Source organism: Microcoleus sp. LEGE 07076, from assembly GCF_015207455.1.
Taxonomy (GTDB): Bacteria; Cyanobacteriota; Cyanobacteriia; order Cyanobacteriales; family Microcoleaceae; genus Microcoleus.
The window spans coordinates 1-16,133 of the sequence record NZ_JADEWV010000008.1; the positions used below are offsets into that span (position 1 = coordinate 1).

Consider the following 16,133-nt stretch of genomic DNA (forward strand, 5'->3'; position numbering starts at 1 on the left):
GGTGCAGTCTAAGGGCTTGAGGGAGGAGGGGAAGGGGAGAATATTGAAGGGTTTGATGGTGCCTGATTGATGATTAAAAGCTGAATTTCCACATATTACTTCGCTCATTACTTAACCGCACTGACTCAACGTTCGGTCATTAATTAAGCGCACTGACTCAACGGCGGAAAATCCCATTTACCAGAATATAAAGTAGATGGTAGCTGTAAACAATAGGCAGCAGGAATTACCTCAATCAACCACCAATTAAACATATCTCGTCTGGCTTCAGTAAAACCAGAAATTGGATCGCCGGTAATGGCATCATACATAATATCTAAGATGGCATTATAGGCTGTTTTGGTGTTGAGTGTTTGCATCAAGCCGTAGAAAATATTATAAGCTTCGTCAGTAGCTTGATATTTTCCAATTTTGTTGATATTAGGAAACAAGGTATCAGCCCAAGTTTCGGGAATTTCACCGCCATCTTTTAGCCAACAAGATACAATTCCTTGAATGATATCAGCCTTGTGTTCTTCAGGAAAGTAATGTTTAATAGTCGGTTTAGCTGCTAATGCTATTCCATAAGCGATGTAGACATATCGCTGATGGGATATTGGATCGTGAGGCATTCCAAATGCTGTCATTACTTCTACAAAAGCTTCTTCTACATCGCTGTTTCCACCTGTTTCGTATAAATCACGATACTTTCTTTCCCAAACCGTGCGAAGTGTTTGCTGTAATTGCTCAGGAATATCGGAATTGTTGGGCAATTTAAAATCGGTGTAGTAACCTATGTCAAACTCGATCATTGACTTTCGCTCCTGATATACTTTAATTTTTTAGTTTTTAGATCGAGAGCGAGCGCTCTCGATCTAAAATTCTAAGTAATAGTCAGAATCGGACAATTTATATAGACGGATATAGTCCCTGCCATAATTTTGCAATGTCTGGCTCGTGACAGGATCAAATTTATTCAATGCACCACTTTGTTCTAACTTACCTTTGATCCAGCGACCTAGAATTTTTAAGTCCTCCTTGGATCTAAGGTTTTTGTAATTATCCCCTTGAGTGCGACAGGGAAATTTTGAACCATCATCAGTATGGGCTGTAAAATCCCCCTGGGGATAAACAGGATTATTTGTTGTTCCTGTATCTACTATAATCTCAACTTCATACCAGTCTCTAGGGATAATCTTCCCCGTAGATTTACTTTCTCTTCCTTTTCCGAAAAAAGTATTGAGATTGGACTTTTGCTGAGCATCAACCCTGGATAAAGATATATCCACATAGGGCGTTGCGGGAGTTAGGGCAGGTATGGACATTAAGTTACCTCACTAAAAAGTAAATGTTAATTGTAATTGCTGTTGTGAAGCCTCTAATTCTGCGTGTTCTAATCGTTCCTTAATTGACATCATTTGCAACTTTTGATTTAACGTATATAAATTTACTTTCGGATAATCTCCTTTAAATAGCGGAATTAGAGATTCAACCACGTCAACTATTCCATCTGGCGGAACTGCATTGCCAATTTGTCTTCTTACTTCAGTAATAGAACCTTCAAAAACAAAATTATCCGGAAAACTTTGCAACCTAGCTCTTTCCCGATTTGTCAATGAACGCGGTTCGGGATAATGATATCCCCAAGTACCACCACCACCACCAGCAATAATTGTAGCACAGGGTTTATCTGGATGAATTCGCCGATAAACGTGACTGATCATGCCTTTTACATAATATGGACTATCCTTGGGAATATCAGTAAAATTTCCTCCCGGTTTAATTCGACTCAAAATTTCAATGGTTCGAGGCTGAATTTTCTGATGTTCCTGATTATATTCCACCTTTTCCACATTTTTGAGTGCTTCACCTGCTGTGCGATAAGGATTTTGGCGATTTATACCGTATTTTGGCTGAGGATGCACAAAGTTAAATCCTGTATCCATCCGAATGCCAACTAATAACACTCTTTGGCGAAATTGGGGAACTCCGTAATCAGCAAAGTTGTAGAGTTTAGGTTTGACTAAGTAGCCGGGAGCGATACTTTCAAAATCAGAAATTATTTGTTTGATTGCTTGATAATTATTGGCGCTTAATAAGCCTTTGACATTTTCTGCTACAAAAGCTTTGGGCTTTTTCTTGTTGACAAAATCGAGAAAGTATGTGTATAAATTGCCTCTGGTTCCTTCCAGTCCGGGACGTTTCCAAATCAGAGAAAAGTCTTGACAAGGAAACCCTCCTATACATATTTCTGCTTTGGGAACTTGTGCAATGTCTATATTTTCTATGCTGTCGTTGACGATGACATCAGCAATGTTTCGGCTGAATGTTTTGCAGGCGTGTTGATTGGAGTCGATCGCCCAAACTACTTCAAACCCCGCTTTGTGGAATGGCAAGTCCATGCCGCCGCAACCTGAAAATAATGATATGAGTCGCGGTTTGGTTTTCCAGGAGATGGGCTTGAGACGTTCGATTAACATATTAGTTCGCAGTAGGACAATGGCTGGCGGAATGCCGACCACAAGATAGCAATTATACCAAAATATAGTCAAATTTGACTATATTTTGATAATTTCACTCTTCGTCATCTAACTCGATCGCCATTTGACGCAGTTTTTCGGCTAATCTTTCAGCGCGGAGTCTTTCGCGATCGGCCCGTTGCCGTTCTTGCTCAGCCCGCTCCTCCGACCATAACAATAACTCGCCTTCAGAATTCCACCACCTCAGCCAATAACCAGTTCTAGATTCGTGGCTACCTTCCCAAATACCCAAAAACAAGTTTAATCCAGGTATCCAAAAACGTCCGTTATCATCTGGTTTTTCTAGTTGATAACGCTCCGATTCTAAAGCGTAAACTTCTAAATGAGCGGTAGTTGCTCGAAAAATAACGTACCTGGGGACTTTGATTACTTGCTCGTAAAAATACCACTTTCCCACCCGCGAGGTAAACTCAACAGAGTATTCTTCCCCGTAGGTTTCTGAGAGGAATTCCATCACGATTTGCGGGATGGTTCCTTCGGTGTGCGGCGTGTAACTGCGGCGGACTTGCGAGACATTTTTGGGATTTACTGGTTTTACGTACATCCAATCGGGTGCTTTGCAGATAATGCGCTGTTCGTCACTGGTGGAGGATGGGAAACTAATTCCGGCACAAAGGGCAAAGTTGGAAACAATTAAGGCATCCCGCATTAATTCGGGAAATGCTGTTAGCGGTTGGCGCAAAGCGGAGGCTAATAATGGTTGGCTTTCGTCTTCCACGGGGTCATCTGGTAATTGAAAATCTTCTGGGAGTAGCGGCCATGTGATTGTGAGTTTTGTTTCAGGGTTTTTAGTTGCTACAGACATAGTTTATCAGATATTGTATGGGTTGATTTTTTTATTATATCTTTTGGTTTTGGGGATTAATGTTAATTGCGAGGCAGAGCCTTTGGATCTGCGTTACCGGGCTGAGCCTGGTAACGAGGAACGAGGAAACCGATCGTTTCTTTTGTTTGTATCGAAGTCTAGATCCCCCCTAGCCCCCCTTAATAAGGGGGGGACAAGAGTGCCATCAAAGCCCTTCTCAATCAGGGGGGACAAGAGTGCCGTCAAAGTCCCCCTTATTAAGGGGGATGCGAGGGGGATCTAGACTCGGCTACAAGCGATCGTTCTAAGGGTTGTTAATTTTCTGCTGTAGTTCGGTGGTCATTGCTAGTAGTTCCGATTGGGCGATCGCACTTTGTTCGCCACTCGCCAACCACTTCAATTGTACAGTCTCATTTTCAGCTTCCGCATCACCCAAAACCAAACACCCAACAGCACCGCTTCTGTCGGCTCTTTTAAACTGTTTTCCGAACGCACTGCCGCTCAAATCTATCTCGACACTAAACCCAGCACCCCGCAATTTTTGCGCTAACAAGATTGATTGCTGTTCGGCTTGTTCGCCCCTAGATACCAAATAGAAATCTAACTTCTGCGCGGGTAAAGGTTGCAACTTTTGCAACAGGATAATCAACCGTTCTACACCCATCGCCCAACCGACTGCGGCCGTATCCGGGCCACCCAATTCCTTAACTAAACCGTCGTAGCGGCCGCCACCGCAGACTGTTGCTTGCGCTCCCAAATCGTCGGAGATAATTTCAAAGGCGGTGTAGGTATAGTAGTCTAAACCGCGCACTAATCTGGGATTTAACTGATAGCTAATTCCTAAATCTGTGAGCATTTGCTGGACTCGCTCGAAGTGACCTCGCGATTCATCGCCCAAATATTCTAAAATACTCGGCGCGCCTTTGACAATTTCTTGAGTGCGCTCATTTTTACTATCCAAAATCCGCAGCGGATTGCGATTCAAACGGTCTTGAGAATCGGCATCTAATTCCTCTTTGTGCGGTGTAAAATAATCGATTAATGCTTGTCGGTAATTTTGTCTGTCTTGCTTGTTTCCGACAGAGTTAATATCGAGTCGCAAATTGGTTAAACCGATCGCTTGCAGGATGTCGCAGGCGATCGCAATTACTTCCACATCCGCACGAGGATTCGCACTCCCCAAGACTTCCACGCCAATTTGATTGAACTGCCGCTGTCTGCCTTCTTGGGCGCGTTCGTAGCGAAACATCGGCCCAGTATACCATAGGCGCTGCACGTCTCCAGCGGCGTACAAACTGTGTTGAATAAAAGCTCGCACTACTCCGGCGGTGCCTTCTGGGCGCAAAGTTGTCGATCGATCGCCCTTATCTTTAAAAGTGTACATTTCTTTGCCCACGACATCGGTAGCTTCGCCGATGCCGCGTTCAAATAAAGATGTTTGTTCAAAAATAGGCGTGCGAATTTCTCGATAAGCTGCTTTTTTTAAGATAGTTCTAGCGATTTCTTCGACATTTTGCCAATAGCGAATTTCGTCGGGCAAAATATCCCGCGTTCCCGGTAAAGTTTTAATTGCACTCATTTTTTTAGTCAGTTTTCAGTTGGCAGTTGTTAGTTGTTATTAGTTATTAGTTATTAGTTATTAGTGGTTAGTTAACAGTCAACAGTTAACAGTCAACAGTCAACAGTCAACAGTCAACAGTCAACAGTCAACAATTCCCAATAACTACTGACTTAATAATTCCCAAGCTCCGTAACGATCGCCATAATAAGCCAAAATGCGATCGACCCGCTGGCGATCGACCAAATCGAACCCTTCAGGATAGTGTATCCACAAGCCCCCAACTTGGCTGTCGCAGTAATCAAACCGCTGCAACTGCTGCGGAATTAAACCAATTTCCACTCCTTTAACTTGACGCAAATGGGCTGCCACTTCGCGATATACCGCCAGCGGCAATCCCGAGCATTTAATTTGATAGCGGAGTTGTTTTTCTTGTGCCGTTTGCATCATTTCTTTGCCTGTCCCCAACCATAATCCCTATTTAAGATACTTCTTTATCGATCTGCCGCGGTAGAGGGCAGCAATTAATATTGTCCAAACATACCTTCCCCCACTGCAAAGCCCAACGTACCAGCGTAACTCGATTGTCAGCGTGCGTCTTGTTCAAGATATTGCTAATGTGGTTGTCAACAGTACGCTTGCTAATCTCTAACTTTTCAGCGATTTTCTCATTGGTCAATCCTGCTGCTACTAACTCTACCACTTGCAATTCTCTGTCCGACAGGGTGACAGGGCTCCCGGAGACGCTCCCGCTCATAAATTTTTCCTATGTGTGCATATGTACCTATCTACAATTCTAGAGGATGAGCGATCGAGTATGAAGAGAAAATTAAATTTGCTGCAGCTTGCTTTGCGCCCAGAAGGCACCCACTCGCTTGCAAAATCGCAGCAAGACGTGCAAACCCAGCGCTGACACAGCAAGACGCGCAGACACTTGTACTGCTGGCGCGTCGGGTGGCGGATGCTTGCTGGAAGGGCGCGCACCTGAGATCCGGGATCAAAAACCCGCAGATGTTTGCACCTAAAACTGGCAGTTACCCGTACACTGTACTTGTGCGTAGACGGGTAACTGCCAGTATCAGCAAGTCTGATATTATAGGAGCAGCCATTTAAAAATAGCTGGCAATTTTTCTGGGATGGGTTAAAAATAATTATTGACTTGTCTGCAGGCGTTCTAAAATCTCAAATTATAGCGGTTATCAAGCGTTGTGAGGTATGCCCTATGGCATATACTTTATGCCCAGCGGTACCTCATATGAGAGCTCGAAAGGCTATATATCCAACCTACAATTGATATGACTTATCCTCGCGTTTTGTGTCTGGGTGAAATTTTATTTGATTGTTTAGCAGACCAAACAAAAGTATCTCTCGAAGAGGTAGAATCTTGGACGGCATATCCCGGCGGTGCTCCTGCTAATGTTGCCTGTGCTTTGGTTAAATTGGGGACGGCGGCGGGATTTATCGGTGCTGTGGGTGGGGATGAATTGGGGAATTCCCTAGTGCAGGTATTGCAAGAAGTAGGTGTTGACACTACAGGAGTTCAGCAGCATCCCACAGCACCGACACGGCAAGTTTATGTATTGCGAAATGAAGCGGGCGATCGATCTTTTGCAGGTTTTGGTAAATTGGATACTGCGGAGTTTGCCGACACCCGCCTCCAGGCCGCCCAAATACCCGAGGTACTGTTTCAAAATGCTGAGTTTTTAGTGCTAGGCACTTTAGAATTAGCTTATGCTGAAAGTCGAAAGGCTATAGAAAGAGCGATCGAACTAGCAGAAGTTTACGACGTTACAATTATAGTTGACATCAATTGGCGTCCAGTGTTTTGGGCAAATCCAGACGAAGCAAAAGCGCGCATTATAAAACTATTAAAAAAAGTTGATTTTCTCAAGTTATCTGACGAAGAAGCCGAATGGTTATTTGGAACTACCGACGCTGGAGCTATTACCTACCGCCTCGATTCTGTAGAAGGTGTTTTGGTGACTGGGGGCGAGAAAGGTTGCGCCTATTGTATCTCGGAAAATGAAGGAAAAATTCCCGCATTTAAAGTAGATGTTGAGGATACAACAGGGGCCGGCGACGCATTTTTGGCAGGTTTTGTGCGACAGTTGTGCAAGCATCGAATTAAAAATTTAGCAGATCCAGAAATAATCCCAAAAATTGTCACCTATGCGAGCGCGGTGGGTGCGATGAGTGTGATGAAACCCGGAGCAATTACAGCTCAACCAACCGCCCCTGAAGTAGAAGCTTTCTTATATTTGTACAAAAATTAGCACGCCAAACATCAATAGGTTCGTAGTGAGGAATGCGAGTCCTTCTTGATGCGGACTCGCATTCCTCACTACGAACCTGTTTTTTGTAGGAAATTAACCCCCAACTAGATGATTTTCAATCTGACGCACCATTACCTCTAGTGGCTGCGAAGCATCTATAATAATTGCATCTTCGGGTTCTTCGAGAGTGTCTAACTGACTTGACAGCAAGTCTGCTTTCATATAATGATTTTGGCGAGTTTGTAACCTGGCTGTTAAGAGTTCAAAAGAAGCTTTGAGATAAACTATTTTGATCCGCTGCTGGTCTCGGTAGAGCATTTCGCGGTAAGATGTTTTTAAAGCAGAACAAGCCAACACAACATTTTTATTTTCTAATAACCAGGTGTCTATTTCACTTTGCAGTTGCAAAAGCCACGGAATGCGATCGGCATCTTCTAAAGGAATGCCCAAACTCATTTTTTCGATGTTGGCTGCGGGGTGAAAATCGTCGGCATCGATGAAATCCCAATTGAGAGATTGCGCCAGCAACTTGCCAACAGTAGTTTTTCCCGAACCGGAGACTCCCATTACGATCGTAATCATCGGGCAGATTTACCAAATACTAGCAATTTTTTCAATTTGTGCGATCGATAAACCTGGTTTCTGAAGTTGTCGAATCAAGTCCGGTCGAGCGACCCGGATTAAAAGTCGGGGCGGGTTTTTGAGATTGTCATTTATTGGCAGATATTTTTGGGGAGGGGAACCCCTACCATATTACGTGCAATCGACCGGACTTGATATGACATCAACTACTTTCTAACACAGGAATTCGCGCGGATCGGTGACATACCCAGTCAGCGCCGAAGCCGCCGCCGTATAAGGCGAAGCGAGATAAACTTGCGCTTGTTTGTTCCCCATGCGGCCGGGGAAATTGCGGTTAGTTGTAGACACGCAAATTTCTGGTTCGTTCATCCGCCCAAAGGTGTCTTTCGGCCCGCCCAAACAAGCGGCGCAAGAAGGTGCTGCGGGTTCGATGCAGCCGGCGGCTAAGAAGATTTCTGACATGGTTTGACCGTCGTATTTTGTGACAAACAAATCTTCGTAAACTTTCTGAGTTGCTGGTACTAAATATGTCGGAACTTTGACTTGATTTCCTTTGAGAATGCGGGCTGCACTTAGAAAGTCGGAGGTTTTGCCGCCGGTGCAGGAACCGATGTAAACTCGATCGATCTTGACATCGCGACAGTTGCGGGCTAAGTCGCGGTTGTCGGGAGAGTGGGGTTTGGCGACGACTGGTTCTAATTTGCTGACATCGTAGGTGCGATCGCTATAAAATCTAGCATCGTCATCAGTGTAAAATGCCTCAAACGGCACATTAGTCCGGGGATTAACGTAATCAAACGTAGTTTTGTCTGGCGCAACCGTGCCGTTTTTGCCCCCAGCTTCGATTACCATATTGCACAGCGTCATCCGTTCTTCCATCGTCAAACGTTCGACTGTATCGCCGGCAAATTCCATTGTCCGGTAGTTAGCACCGGCGACGCTGATATCGCCAATAATTTGTAAAATCAAATCTTTTGCTAACAAGTAATCTGGCAATTCGCCGTTGAGTACAAAGCGCATCGTCGCCGGCACTTTAATCAACAATTTGCCGGTTCCCATGATAAATGCCGCGTCCGTATTGCCGATACCTGTGGCAAATTGTCCGAAAGCGCCGGCATTACAAGTGTGGGAATCTGTGCCGAAAAGCACTTCGCCGGGGCGCGTGTGGCCTTCTTGGGCGAGGGCGATGTGACAAACACCTTTGTAGTCGGGGTTGGCTTTGAAGTTCGATCGATCCGTGATGTCGTAAAAGTATTTGATCCCTTGTTCTGCGGCAAAATCGCGGAGAATATCGACGTTGCGGTTAGCCAGTTCGTCGTTGGTGAAAATGTAGTGATCCGGAATTAGGACGATTTTGTCTGGATTCCAGACTTTAGCATTCTCGCCGAATTCGCGTTTGAAAACGCCGATCGTCCCTGGCCCGCAGACATCGTGGGTCATCAACACGTCTGTTTTTACCCAAATGTTGTCTCCGGGCTCTACTTTGGTGCGGCTTGATGCTTTGGCCAAGATTTTTTCAGTGATGGTCATTCCCATAGTGCGATCGCCTTTTTTGATTAGATGCTACATAGTGTAATTGTAAGCGAAACATTCCATGTTGCCGAGGATACAAGTTAAAGAAATAGCAAGTATCCGGTTTGAGTGTAGATGCTTGTGTAGTCTCCCTTATGTCTGAAATTAGAGGATTTTATATGAACTTGCCAAAATTGTTATTGGGAACCAGCCTCAGTTTAGCAACATTTATTGGTTTGAGTGCAACAAGTGCGATCGCCACGAATCACACCAATTTCCCTGAAACCTATGTAACACAGCAACCTAATTGCAAAAATCCCCAAACTCAAACCGAGTTAAACATTTGTTCGGGAGTAGACTATCAGCAGGAAGACAAACAACTCAACCAAGTTTACAATCAAGTTCGCGACCAACTTTCAGCTAATCGTCGCCAACAATTGATTGTAGCACAAAGAGCGTGGATTTCCTTTCGCGATGGCAATTGCAAATTTGCCAAAAGTGAAGTTGAAGGTGGCACAATGGCACCGTTAATTTTCAATAACTGTCTGCAAGATACGACTAAAAAGCGGATCTCAGAATTGAACAGTTATGAACAAAACCAGATGCCACAGCCGAATGGTAGTAACTATCAAACAGTCGATCGCAAATTAAATCAAGTATATCAAAATACGATGGGCACTCTTCCTGCATCCCGTCAATCTCAACTCAAGATAGCACAAAGAGCGTGGATTGTTTTTCGCGATGCTAACAGCAAGTTTGAAAGTTCTTTGTCTAATGGTAGCACTCAACTATCTTTGATTCGGATGACTGAACAGAGGACTAAAGATTTAATTAATCTTTCACGGGAAAGTCGTTAGAATATTGGGAATTGGGAATTGGGTATAGGGCATAGGGCATTGGGCATTGGGCATCGCCAATCATTAGTATTGTCGAAATTAGGACACGGCAATGCCGTCTCCCTACAATATTATTTTGGGTAGGGACACGGCATTGCCGTCTCCTCTATCATTCTGGTGCTATTCCCCTAGATCCAGTTTTGCTAAGCCCAAATAGCGCACACCTTCCGGCGTCACATCAAACCGACAAGGCAAAACTTCCACACCTTCACTCATGGCCTGTCTGAACAATTGTCCGTAAAGGCGATCGGCACTATCTCCCGGAGCAAAATCCGTACAATCTCCCCGATTAATAAAATACAGCATTACAGCCCTCGAACCCTGCCGCACCACATCGATCAACTCTCTCAAATGTTTCTGTCCCCTCTCCGTCACTGTATCAGGAAATAGAGCTAATGTATCTTTGACCCAAGTTGTATTTTTAACTTCCATAAAAATCGGTTTTTCCTCACCAGTCAGCCAAAAATCAACACGACTTTTTTTATCGATACCGTAAACAACCTCCGGCTGAATTAAACTGTAATTGCCCAACTCAGGAAACAATCGCAACTCCAAAGCTAATTTAATCGCTCGATTTGGCAGCCCAGTATTAACTCCCACCCAAACAGGTACAGTATCGCAAACCTTAATTAATTCCCAAGTATAAGCCAACTTGCGTTTGGGATTGTCGCTAGCAGATACTAGGACAGGATTACCCGGAATCAAAACACCAGTCATCGGGCCAGTATTCGGACAGTGCGCGGTGATAATTTCTCCCGAATCTAGTTCGATTTCGGCAAAAAATCGCTTGTACCGCTTGATTAAAGTGCCTGGTAATAAAGGCGGATATTTGTAAATTAAGTTAGTCATTAGTCATTAGTCATTGGTCATTGGTCATTAGTCATTAGTCATATCAAATCCGGTAACAGCGGAATGATTCAGATATATATTCTCTCCCTCTGCGTACTCTGTGTTCTCTGTGGTTAAATCATCCCGATGCTACCGAAAACGATATCATCGACCATTAAACCTGCTACAACAAATGAAACTTATCTTGAATTACATCTGCGTTAATCTGTGTTTATCCGCCTCACATCTGCGGCTGCATTATCAATCAAAATTTCCGGCAATAAATCTCTGCACAAACTAACCTTGCTGAGGTTTCATCAACTGTTTCATCTGCACTTTAAAAGCTTCCACCAGTTCGGGACTGGCTTGCGTTTGTTGCCAAGAAAGGCGGGAATTTAAGCGTTCCGACCAAGCCTGCAATTTGGGGTAATCGTCCAAAGACACGCCTAGTTCGGGCAGCCAAGTCACGGAAACGCCCGCCACAACATCTGCGAGGGTCATCGCGCTGCTGCCAAAAAAAGGTCGTGAAGCGAAGCTATCCCGTAGGGAATCGCCCAACAAACCCTCAAAAAACCTCAGTACCGCCGCCACTTGCAGCCGACGTTTTTCCAGCTTCTCGGGGTCTCCTGCGCCGCCGAAAGTCTGGCGTACCAAAGGACTCATTGCGGGTGACAATTCGTTGACTGCGACCATTTGTACCATGCGGGCGATCGCCAAATCCCGAGCATCCTCCGGTAGCAGTGCGGGCGCGGGATACTTAGCTTCGAGATAATCAAGAATTGCCAGAGTTTCTATAATGTGAAAATCAGCATCAGCTAAAACAGGCACGTGATGAAAAAAACTAATTGCCAAAAAATCTGGTTGAAATTGATCTCCGTTTAATTTGAGCGGCACTAATTCAAACTCAATCTCTTTTTCCAGCAAAACAATCCAAACGCGACGAGAGTTAGTAGAGAGCGGATTGTGATAAAGTTTCAGCACACTCATGCGATTTTAGATTTTAGATTTTAGATTTTAGATTTTAGATTGAAATATCATAGCATAAAAGATTTGTAGTAAAGACTTTAGTCCTGCATTCTTTTTTTCATATCCTTCGCCGCTAAAGCATAACCACCATCAGCACCGTCTATAAAATGCACTTGCTGGCCGTTGCGTTCAAACACCAAACAAGTCATCAACGCCCTGTCAGTAACGTGCAAACCATAAACCAGCTTGCCTTCTCGGTAATTCCTTTCCAAGTACGCAGTCAATTTTTTTCGCCGCCATTCATTGCCCGCAATTACCATTCTCAACATATCATCAAATTTGCGGTAATCCGTAGCTGCGATCGCAATATCTTTATAAACTCCCCAATCTAACTCTTCTGTCTTAACTTTCAAATTCATTAGCAGCGAACCAACCGCCGTCTCTAACTGTATTTTTGATAAATATAACTGGCGGTCTAACCAACTAGCATTGCTCGCCCTCACTAAAGTTTCTTTAATCAGCTTTGTGCTATTCAATGTCAATTTTAGATTTTCCCGATCGATCGGATTTAAAGAATTTTCTTTTCCATAAATATATTCAATTTTTTTGATGATTTTTCTATAGAATTGATGGCTCTGCTGACCAAAATCTTCTCGCACCATTACCAGCAGCGTTACTATTTCCCCGTACTTGCTCGGAATATCCTGCCACCGGCACTCCAATCCCGAAAAATCGGCTGTTGCAGAAACACCCTTATTTTTTGTAAAAGTGTAAAGTTGACCAGCAACAGGGTCTTTAATAAGCTCAGTAGCACGGGTTAAGCCGCCGCCAACAAAAACAGCTTGGCTGTAATTATCCGAAACTTTAAACTTAGCTATTTTAACCGAAAAATTAGCTGCTACCACAACTTTAACCGGCACAGCCCCAACTCGCAAATCCATATCAAATTCACTTTTAGCCAATTGTTGAATGGCAAGCAAAGCAATTTTAGCAGCGGGTAAAAGCGATGGGCCCATCAACAGAGAAGCGCCGTCGCCACCGAAGACAAATGGAATTTCAATTGGGGCTGCTGCATTCAAAACCGCAACGATCGAACAAGCCCCCAATAAGTTAACTTCTTTGTATTTCCCAGCTTCAATCGCTTTTGTAGAACCGCGAATATCTGTGACAATAATGTACCAATCATCAGGTACGTCAACAAAATTATCCAAATCTGTAATCTTGATAAAATTGTCCAGTAAAGGCAATTCGGAATAGAAGTTTTCTGAATTCATGCTATGATTTTCCCGATTCGCTATTAAACTTAGTGAAGCCTTTTAGCACTAGCGTTTGTAACTATTTGTGTCTGAACCGCAGAAGCCCTCTCGTTCCCTAGCGGGGATTGCCGGCATTGTCGCAGTCGCCACTCTGATTAGCAAAGTCTTCGGGTTGGTGCGCCAAATTGCGATCGCCGCAGCCTTTGGAGTCGGTGTCGCCGTCGATGCCTACAACTACGCCTACGTCATCCCCGGTTTCTTATTTATTTTACTCGGAGGCATCAACGGGCCATTTCACAGCGCCATAGTCAGCGTTTTAGCCCGCCGCGACAAAAAAGAAGCAGCACCCTTAGTCGAAACTATCACCACCTTAATCGGCGGCATACTGTTGTTGGTAACAGTTACTTTAATTATTTTTGCCGATCCGCTGATCGATTTGGTAGCACCGGGATTAAATAGAACAGCAGAAGGCTTACAAATCAAAGCAATTGCTGTCCAACAATTTCGGATCATGGCACCGATGGCCTTACTTTCAGGCTTGATCGGTATTGGTTTCGGCACTCTCAACGCCGCCGATATGTACTGGCTTCCTTCGATTAGTCCTTTATTTTCTAGCGTTGCACTTGTTGGCGGTTTGGGGATTCTGGCACTGCAACTCGGAGACAAAATAACTCAGCCACAATACGCACTAATGGGCGGCTTAGTGTTAGCTTGGGGAACTTTAGCCGGAGCAGTTTTGCAGTGGTTGGTGCAACTGGCGGCGCAGTCGCGCGCCGGCTTGGGAAAATTGCGTTTGCGGTTGAATTTTAAACTGCCTGGAGTGCAAGAAGTAGTTAAGGTGATGGTTCCTGCTACCTTATCATCAGGAATGCTGCAAATTAATGTCTATACCGACCTATTTTTCGCATCCTACATCCCTCAAGCTGCCTCTGCTATGAGTTACAGCGGGTTGTTAGTTATGACTCCTTTAGGCATCATTTCTAATGTAATTTTAGTGCCATTTCTGCCGATTTTTTCTCGCCTCACCGAACCCAAAGACTGGTTGGAATTAAAAGATAGAATTCGTCAATCTTTAATTTTGACTGGGCTGACGATGCTGCCGCTGAGTGCTTTAATGGTGACGCTGGCTACACCCATCGTCCGCATTGTTTACGAACGCTATGCTTTCGATCGATCGGCCTCGCAGTTTGTCGCGCCCTTACTGATGGCTTACAGTATTGGAATGTTTGTGTATTTGGGCCGCGACGTTTTGGTACGGGTATTTTACGCTTTGGGAGATGGACAAACACCTTTTCGGATCAGTATTCTCAATATTTTTTTGAACGGATTGTTGGATTATTTATTAGTAGGAGCTTTCGGGGCACCCGGATTAGTTCTGGCGACGGTAGGAGTGAATATAGTTTCGATGATTATGCTTTTGTACTTATTAGACAAAAAGCTGAGCGGCTTGCCTTGGCGGGAGTGGAGTTTGCCCTTTTTGGGGTTAGCTTCTGGGAGTTCTCTAACTGCTTTCGTGGCCTTGGCTACTCTGCAAGGCTGTCAAAGAGTTTTGGGTACTGAAGGTGTGGTAATTCAATTAGTGGAGTTGAGTGTGGCAAGTTTTTCCGGGTTGGGAGTTTTTGCCATTTTTGTAAATCAGATGAAGTTGCCGGAAGTTGATGTGTTTGTCGATCGAATTCGCCGCCGTTTTGGCAAATAAATCGTCCGAGCTCAAACCGGAATTTAACGTCAGAAGTCTCGATAGACAAACAAGACTCTGCGATTTGCCAGCGTTACACAGCTAGTAACCCCGCGCCTCGTGAATGTTGCCGTAGTCGTTAATGGCGTACTCTATTTGCAGCATCAAGCGCGGTTTCTCAGTCGGCCGACTTCCCTTGTGAAAGCAAAGGGGATTTTCTACAAAACCAAAACCAGCTTTTCCGCAGACATTTACCACATTTTCGGCACCGTAACATTCTTTAATCTTTTCGTCGTCGATGTCTGCACAGCGCGTACCTATAACTTGATGCAGCAACTTTTTGTTCTTGTGAGTTCCGCGAATGTAAGCGTGCGGCCCGCTGGAGATATCGACATCGGTAAGGTAGAAAAAAAACTTAATGAACCGATAGTCGTCTAAATCGTAGTGAAATACTTGGGCTACTTCCCGCTGCTGAACATGGCTTCCTGCTGCAACGGGAAAACTCCACGATATTTCGCTTCCCATGTGTACTGCTTCGGCACCTAGAAATTTAGTTGCAATAGCCAATATGCCGGGGTCTTTTTCCAGTTTTTTGAGAGTTGAAGACTGTTTTCCGTTGCTCATATAGCTGCAAACGCGGGAATTTTCAGGTAAGTCCACACCGACTTTTTCTGTTCCTTTGCAGCGCCAGGGACGGTTGGCATCTCTGTTAATGTAGCCGACTGTAGAACTGGCAAAATTCAAAAGTTCTTGAACTACATCTTCAGGTAGCTGTAGACCCTGATAACAACTGTCAGTTTCGATGGTTGCTGCGATCGCATTTACATCCAATTTTCCCAAAACTGAAACGTCTTCTTGACTAATTTCGCTAGATTTTGTTGGACGCTTCAACAACCTCGCTTCCCAGTCGCGTACAATCTCGAAACGAGCCGATTTTTGCATCAAAAATAATCTGGGTTCTTGAGTCAGACCTTGATAGTTTTTGAGGCAATAATTGGCAAGCTTGTACCAGAACTTTTCCGATTTATGAATCACGATTGTGTTCCTAGTTTGCGCTTGTTTTGTACATTTTTTGTTTTTGTACCTTGCACCTTTGATGGTTAAATATTTTCTTAAAACAAGAAAACTAATTGAAATGTGAACCTTTACAAACTCTTTTATTTTAACACAAATATTTTCCTTGTCAATATTAAGCTATTCTTTGAATTAAATGCGTATTTTTATCAAAGAATAAAATTAGTTCAATTAAGTATAGTTAGA

At 44.1% G+C, this 16,133-nt stretch carries 16 protein-coding genes; 3 read left to right on the forward strand and 13 right to left on the reverse strand.

Annotated features, from left to right (window positions below; translation table 11 throughout):
• Window positions 1–143 precede the first annotated feature (143 nt).
• From IQ270_RS02320 to IQ270_RS02350, 7 genes are all read right to left on the reverse strand, one after another.
• Complete coding sequence (locus IQ270_RS02320) at window positions 144–791, reverse strand: hypothetical protein (protein WP_193971586.1); 648 nt, start codon at window positions 789–791, stop codon at window positions 144–146.
• A gap of 63 nt (window positions 792–854) precedes the next feature.
• On the reverse strand, window positions 855–1,304 hold the full coding sequence (locus IQ270_RS02325; RefSeq protein ID WP_193971588.1) for a restriction endonuclease PLD domain-containing protein: 450 nt from the start codon (window positions 1,302–1,304) through the stop codon (window positions 855–857).
• A gap of 12 nt (window positions 1,305–1,316) precedes the next feature.
• Window positions 1,317–2,459, reverse strand: a complete 1,143-nt coding sequence (locus tag IQ270_RS02330; RefSeq protein ID WP_193971590.1) for a DNA cytosine methyltransferase — start codon at window positions 2,457–2,459, stop codon at window positions 1,317–1,319.
• Between the two features lie 94 nt (window positions 2,460–2,553).
• Window positions 2,554–3,324, reverse strand: coding sequence for a Uma2 family endonuclease (locus tag IQ270_RS02335; RefSeq protein WP_193971592.1), 771 nt, complete (start codon window positions 3,322–3,324; stop codon window positions 2,554–2,556).
• 304 nt (window positions 3,325–3,628) lie between these two features.
• A complete protein-coding gene (gene hisS, locus IQ270_RS02340) occupies window positions 3,629–4,903 on the reverse strand; it encodes a histidine--tRNA ligase (RefSeq protein WP_193971594.1) in 1,275 nt (424 codons plus the stop codon).
• Between the two features lie 144 nt (window positions 4,904–5,047).
• Window positions 5,048–5,329, reverse strand: a complete 282-nt coding sequence (locus IQ270_RS02345) for a hypothetical protein (protein WP_193971684.1) — start codon at window positions 5,327–5,329, stop codon at window positions 5,048–5,050.
• 34 nt (window positions 5,330–5,363) lie between these two features.
• Window positions 5,364–5,639: a helix-turn-helix transcriptional regulator gene (locus tag IQ270_RS02350; RefSeq protein ID WP_193971596.1), complete on the reverse strand. Its 276-nt coding sequence runs from the start codon at window positions 5,637–5,639 to the stop codon at window positions 5,364–5,366.
• Window positions 5,640–6,177: 538 nt separating this feature from the next.
• On the opposite strand from IQ270_RS02350, the gene IQ270_RS02355 reads away from it, so the two are divergent.
• Window positions 6,178–7,155 carry a carbohydrate kinase gene (locus IQ270_RS02355; RefSeq protein ID WP_193971598.1) on the forward strand — a complete coding sequence of 326 codons (978 nt, stop codon included), beginning with the start codon at window positions 6,178–6,180 and terminating at the stop codon, window positions 7,153–7,155.
• A 93-nt stretch (window positions 7,156–7,248) separates the two neighbouring features.
• On the opposite strand, the gene IQ270_RS02360 is transcribed toward IQ270_RS02355, so the two are convergent.
• Both IQ270_RS02360 and IQ270_RS02365 read right to left on the reverse strand, forming a co-directional pair.
• On the reverse strand, window positions 7,249–7,737 hold the full coding sequence (locus IQ270_RS02360; protein ID WP_193971600.1) for a gluconokinase: 489 nt from the start codon (window positions 7,735–7,737) through the stop codon (window positions 7,249–7,251).
• Between the two features lie 213 nt (window positions 7,738–7,950).
• Complete coding sequence (locus tag IQ270_RS02365) at window positions 7,951–9,273, reverse strand: 3-isopropylmalate dehydratase large subunit (protein ID WP_193971601.1); 1,323 nt, start codon at window positions 9,271–9,273, stop codon at window positions 7,951–7,953.
• A 155-nt stretch (window positions 9,274–9,428) separates the two neighbouring features.
• On the opposite strand from IQ270_RS02365, the gene IQ270_RS02370 reads away from it, so the two are divergent.
• Window positions 9,429–10,106: a lysozyme inhibitor LprI family protein gene (locus IQ270_RS02370; RefSeq protein ID WP_228056019.1), complete on the forward strand. Its 678-nt coding sequence runs from the start codon at window positions 9,429–9,431 to the stop codon at window positions 10,104–10,106.
• 159 nt (window positions 10,107–10,265) lie between these two features.
• On the opposite strand, the gene sfsA is transcribed toward IQ270_RS02370, so the two are convergent.
• The 3 genes from sfsA to IQ270_RS02385 all read right to left on the reverse strand — a co-directional run bounded on the left by sfsA (window position 10,266) and on the right by IQ270_RS02385 (window position 13,213).
• The gene (gene sfsA / locus IQ270_RS02375) at window positions 10,266–10,994 is read right to left on the reverse strand and encodes a DNA/RNA nuclease SfsA (protein WP_193971605.1); all 729 of its coding nucleotides are present in this window, start codon (window positions 10,992–10,994) and stop codon (window positions 10,266–10,268) included.
• Window positions 10,995–11,270: 276 nt separating this feature from the next.
• Complete coding sequence (locus IQ270_RS02380; RefSeq protein WP_228056020.1) at window positions 11,271–11,960, reverse strand: glutathione S-transferase family protein; 690 nt, start codon at window positions 11,958–11,960, stop codon at window positions 11,271–11,273.
• Window positions 11,961–12,037: 77 nt separating this feature from the next.
• On the reverse strand, window positions 12,038–13,213 hold the full coding sequence (locus IQ270_RS02385; RefSeq protein ID WP_193971607.1) for a DUF3095 domain-containing protein: 1,176 nt from the start codon (window positions 13,211–13,213) through the stop codon (window positions 12,038–12,040).
• A 67-nt stretch (window positions 13,214–13,280) separates the two neighbouring features.
• Between IQ270_RS02385 and murJ the strand changes: the two genes are divergently transcribed.
• Entirely contained in the window at window positions 13,281–14,894 is a 1,614-nt protein-coding gene (gene murJ / locus IQ270_RS02390; RefSeq protein WP_193971609.1) for a murein biosynthesis integral membrane protein MurJ, read from the forward strand.
• Window positions 14,895–14,975: 81 nt separating this feature from the next.
• Here the strand turns inward: murJ and IQ270_RS32180 are convergent, their stop codons facing one another.
• Window positions 14,976–15,908 (reverse strand): phytanoyl-CoA dioxygenase family protein, encoded by a 933-nt coding sequence (locus tag IQ270_RS32180; protein WP_193971611.1) that lies wholly within the window; start codon window positions 15,906–15,908, stop codon window positions 14,976–14,978.
• Between the last annotated feature and the right edge of the window lie 225 nt (window positions 15,909–16,133).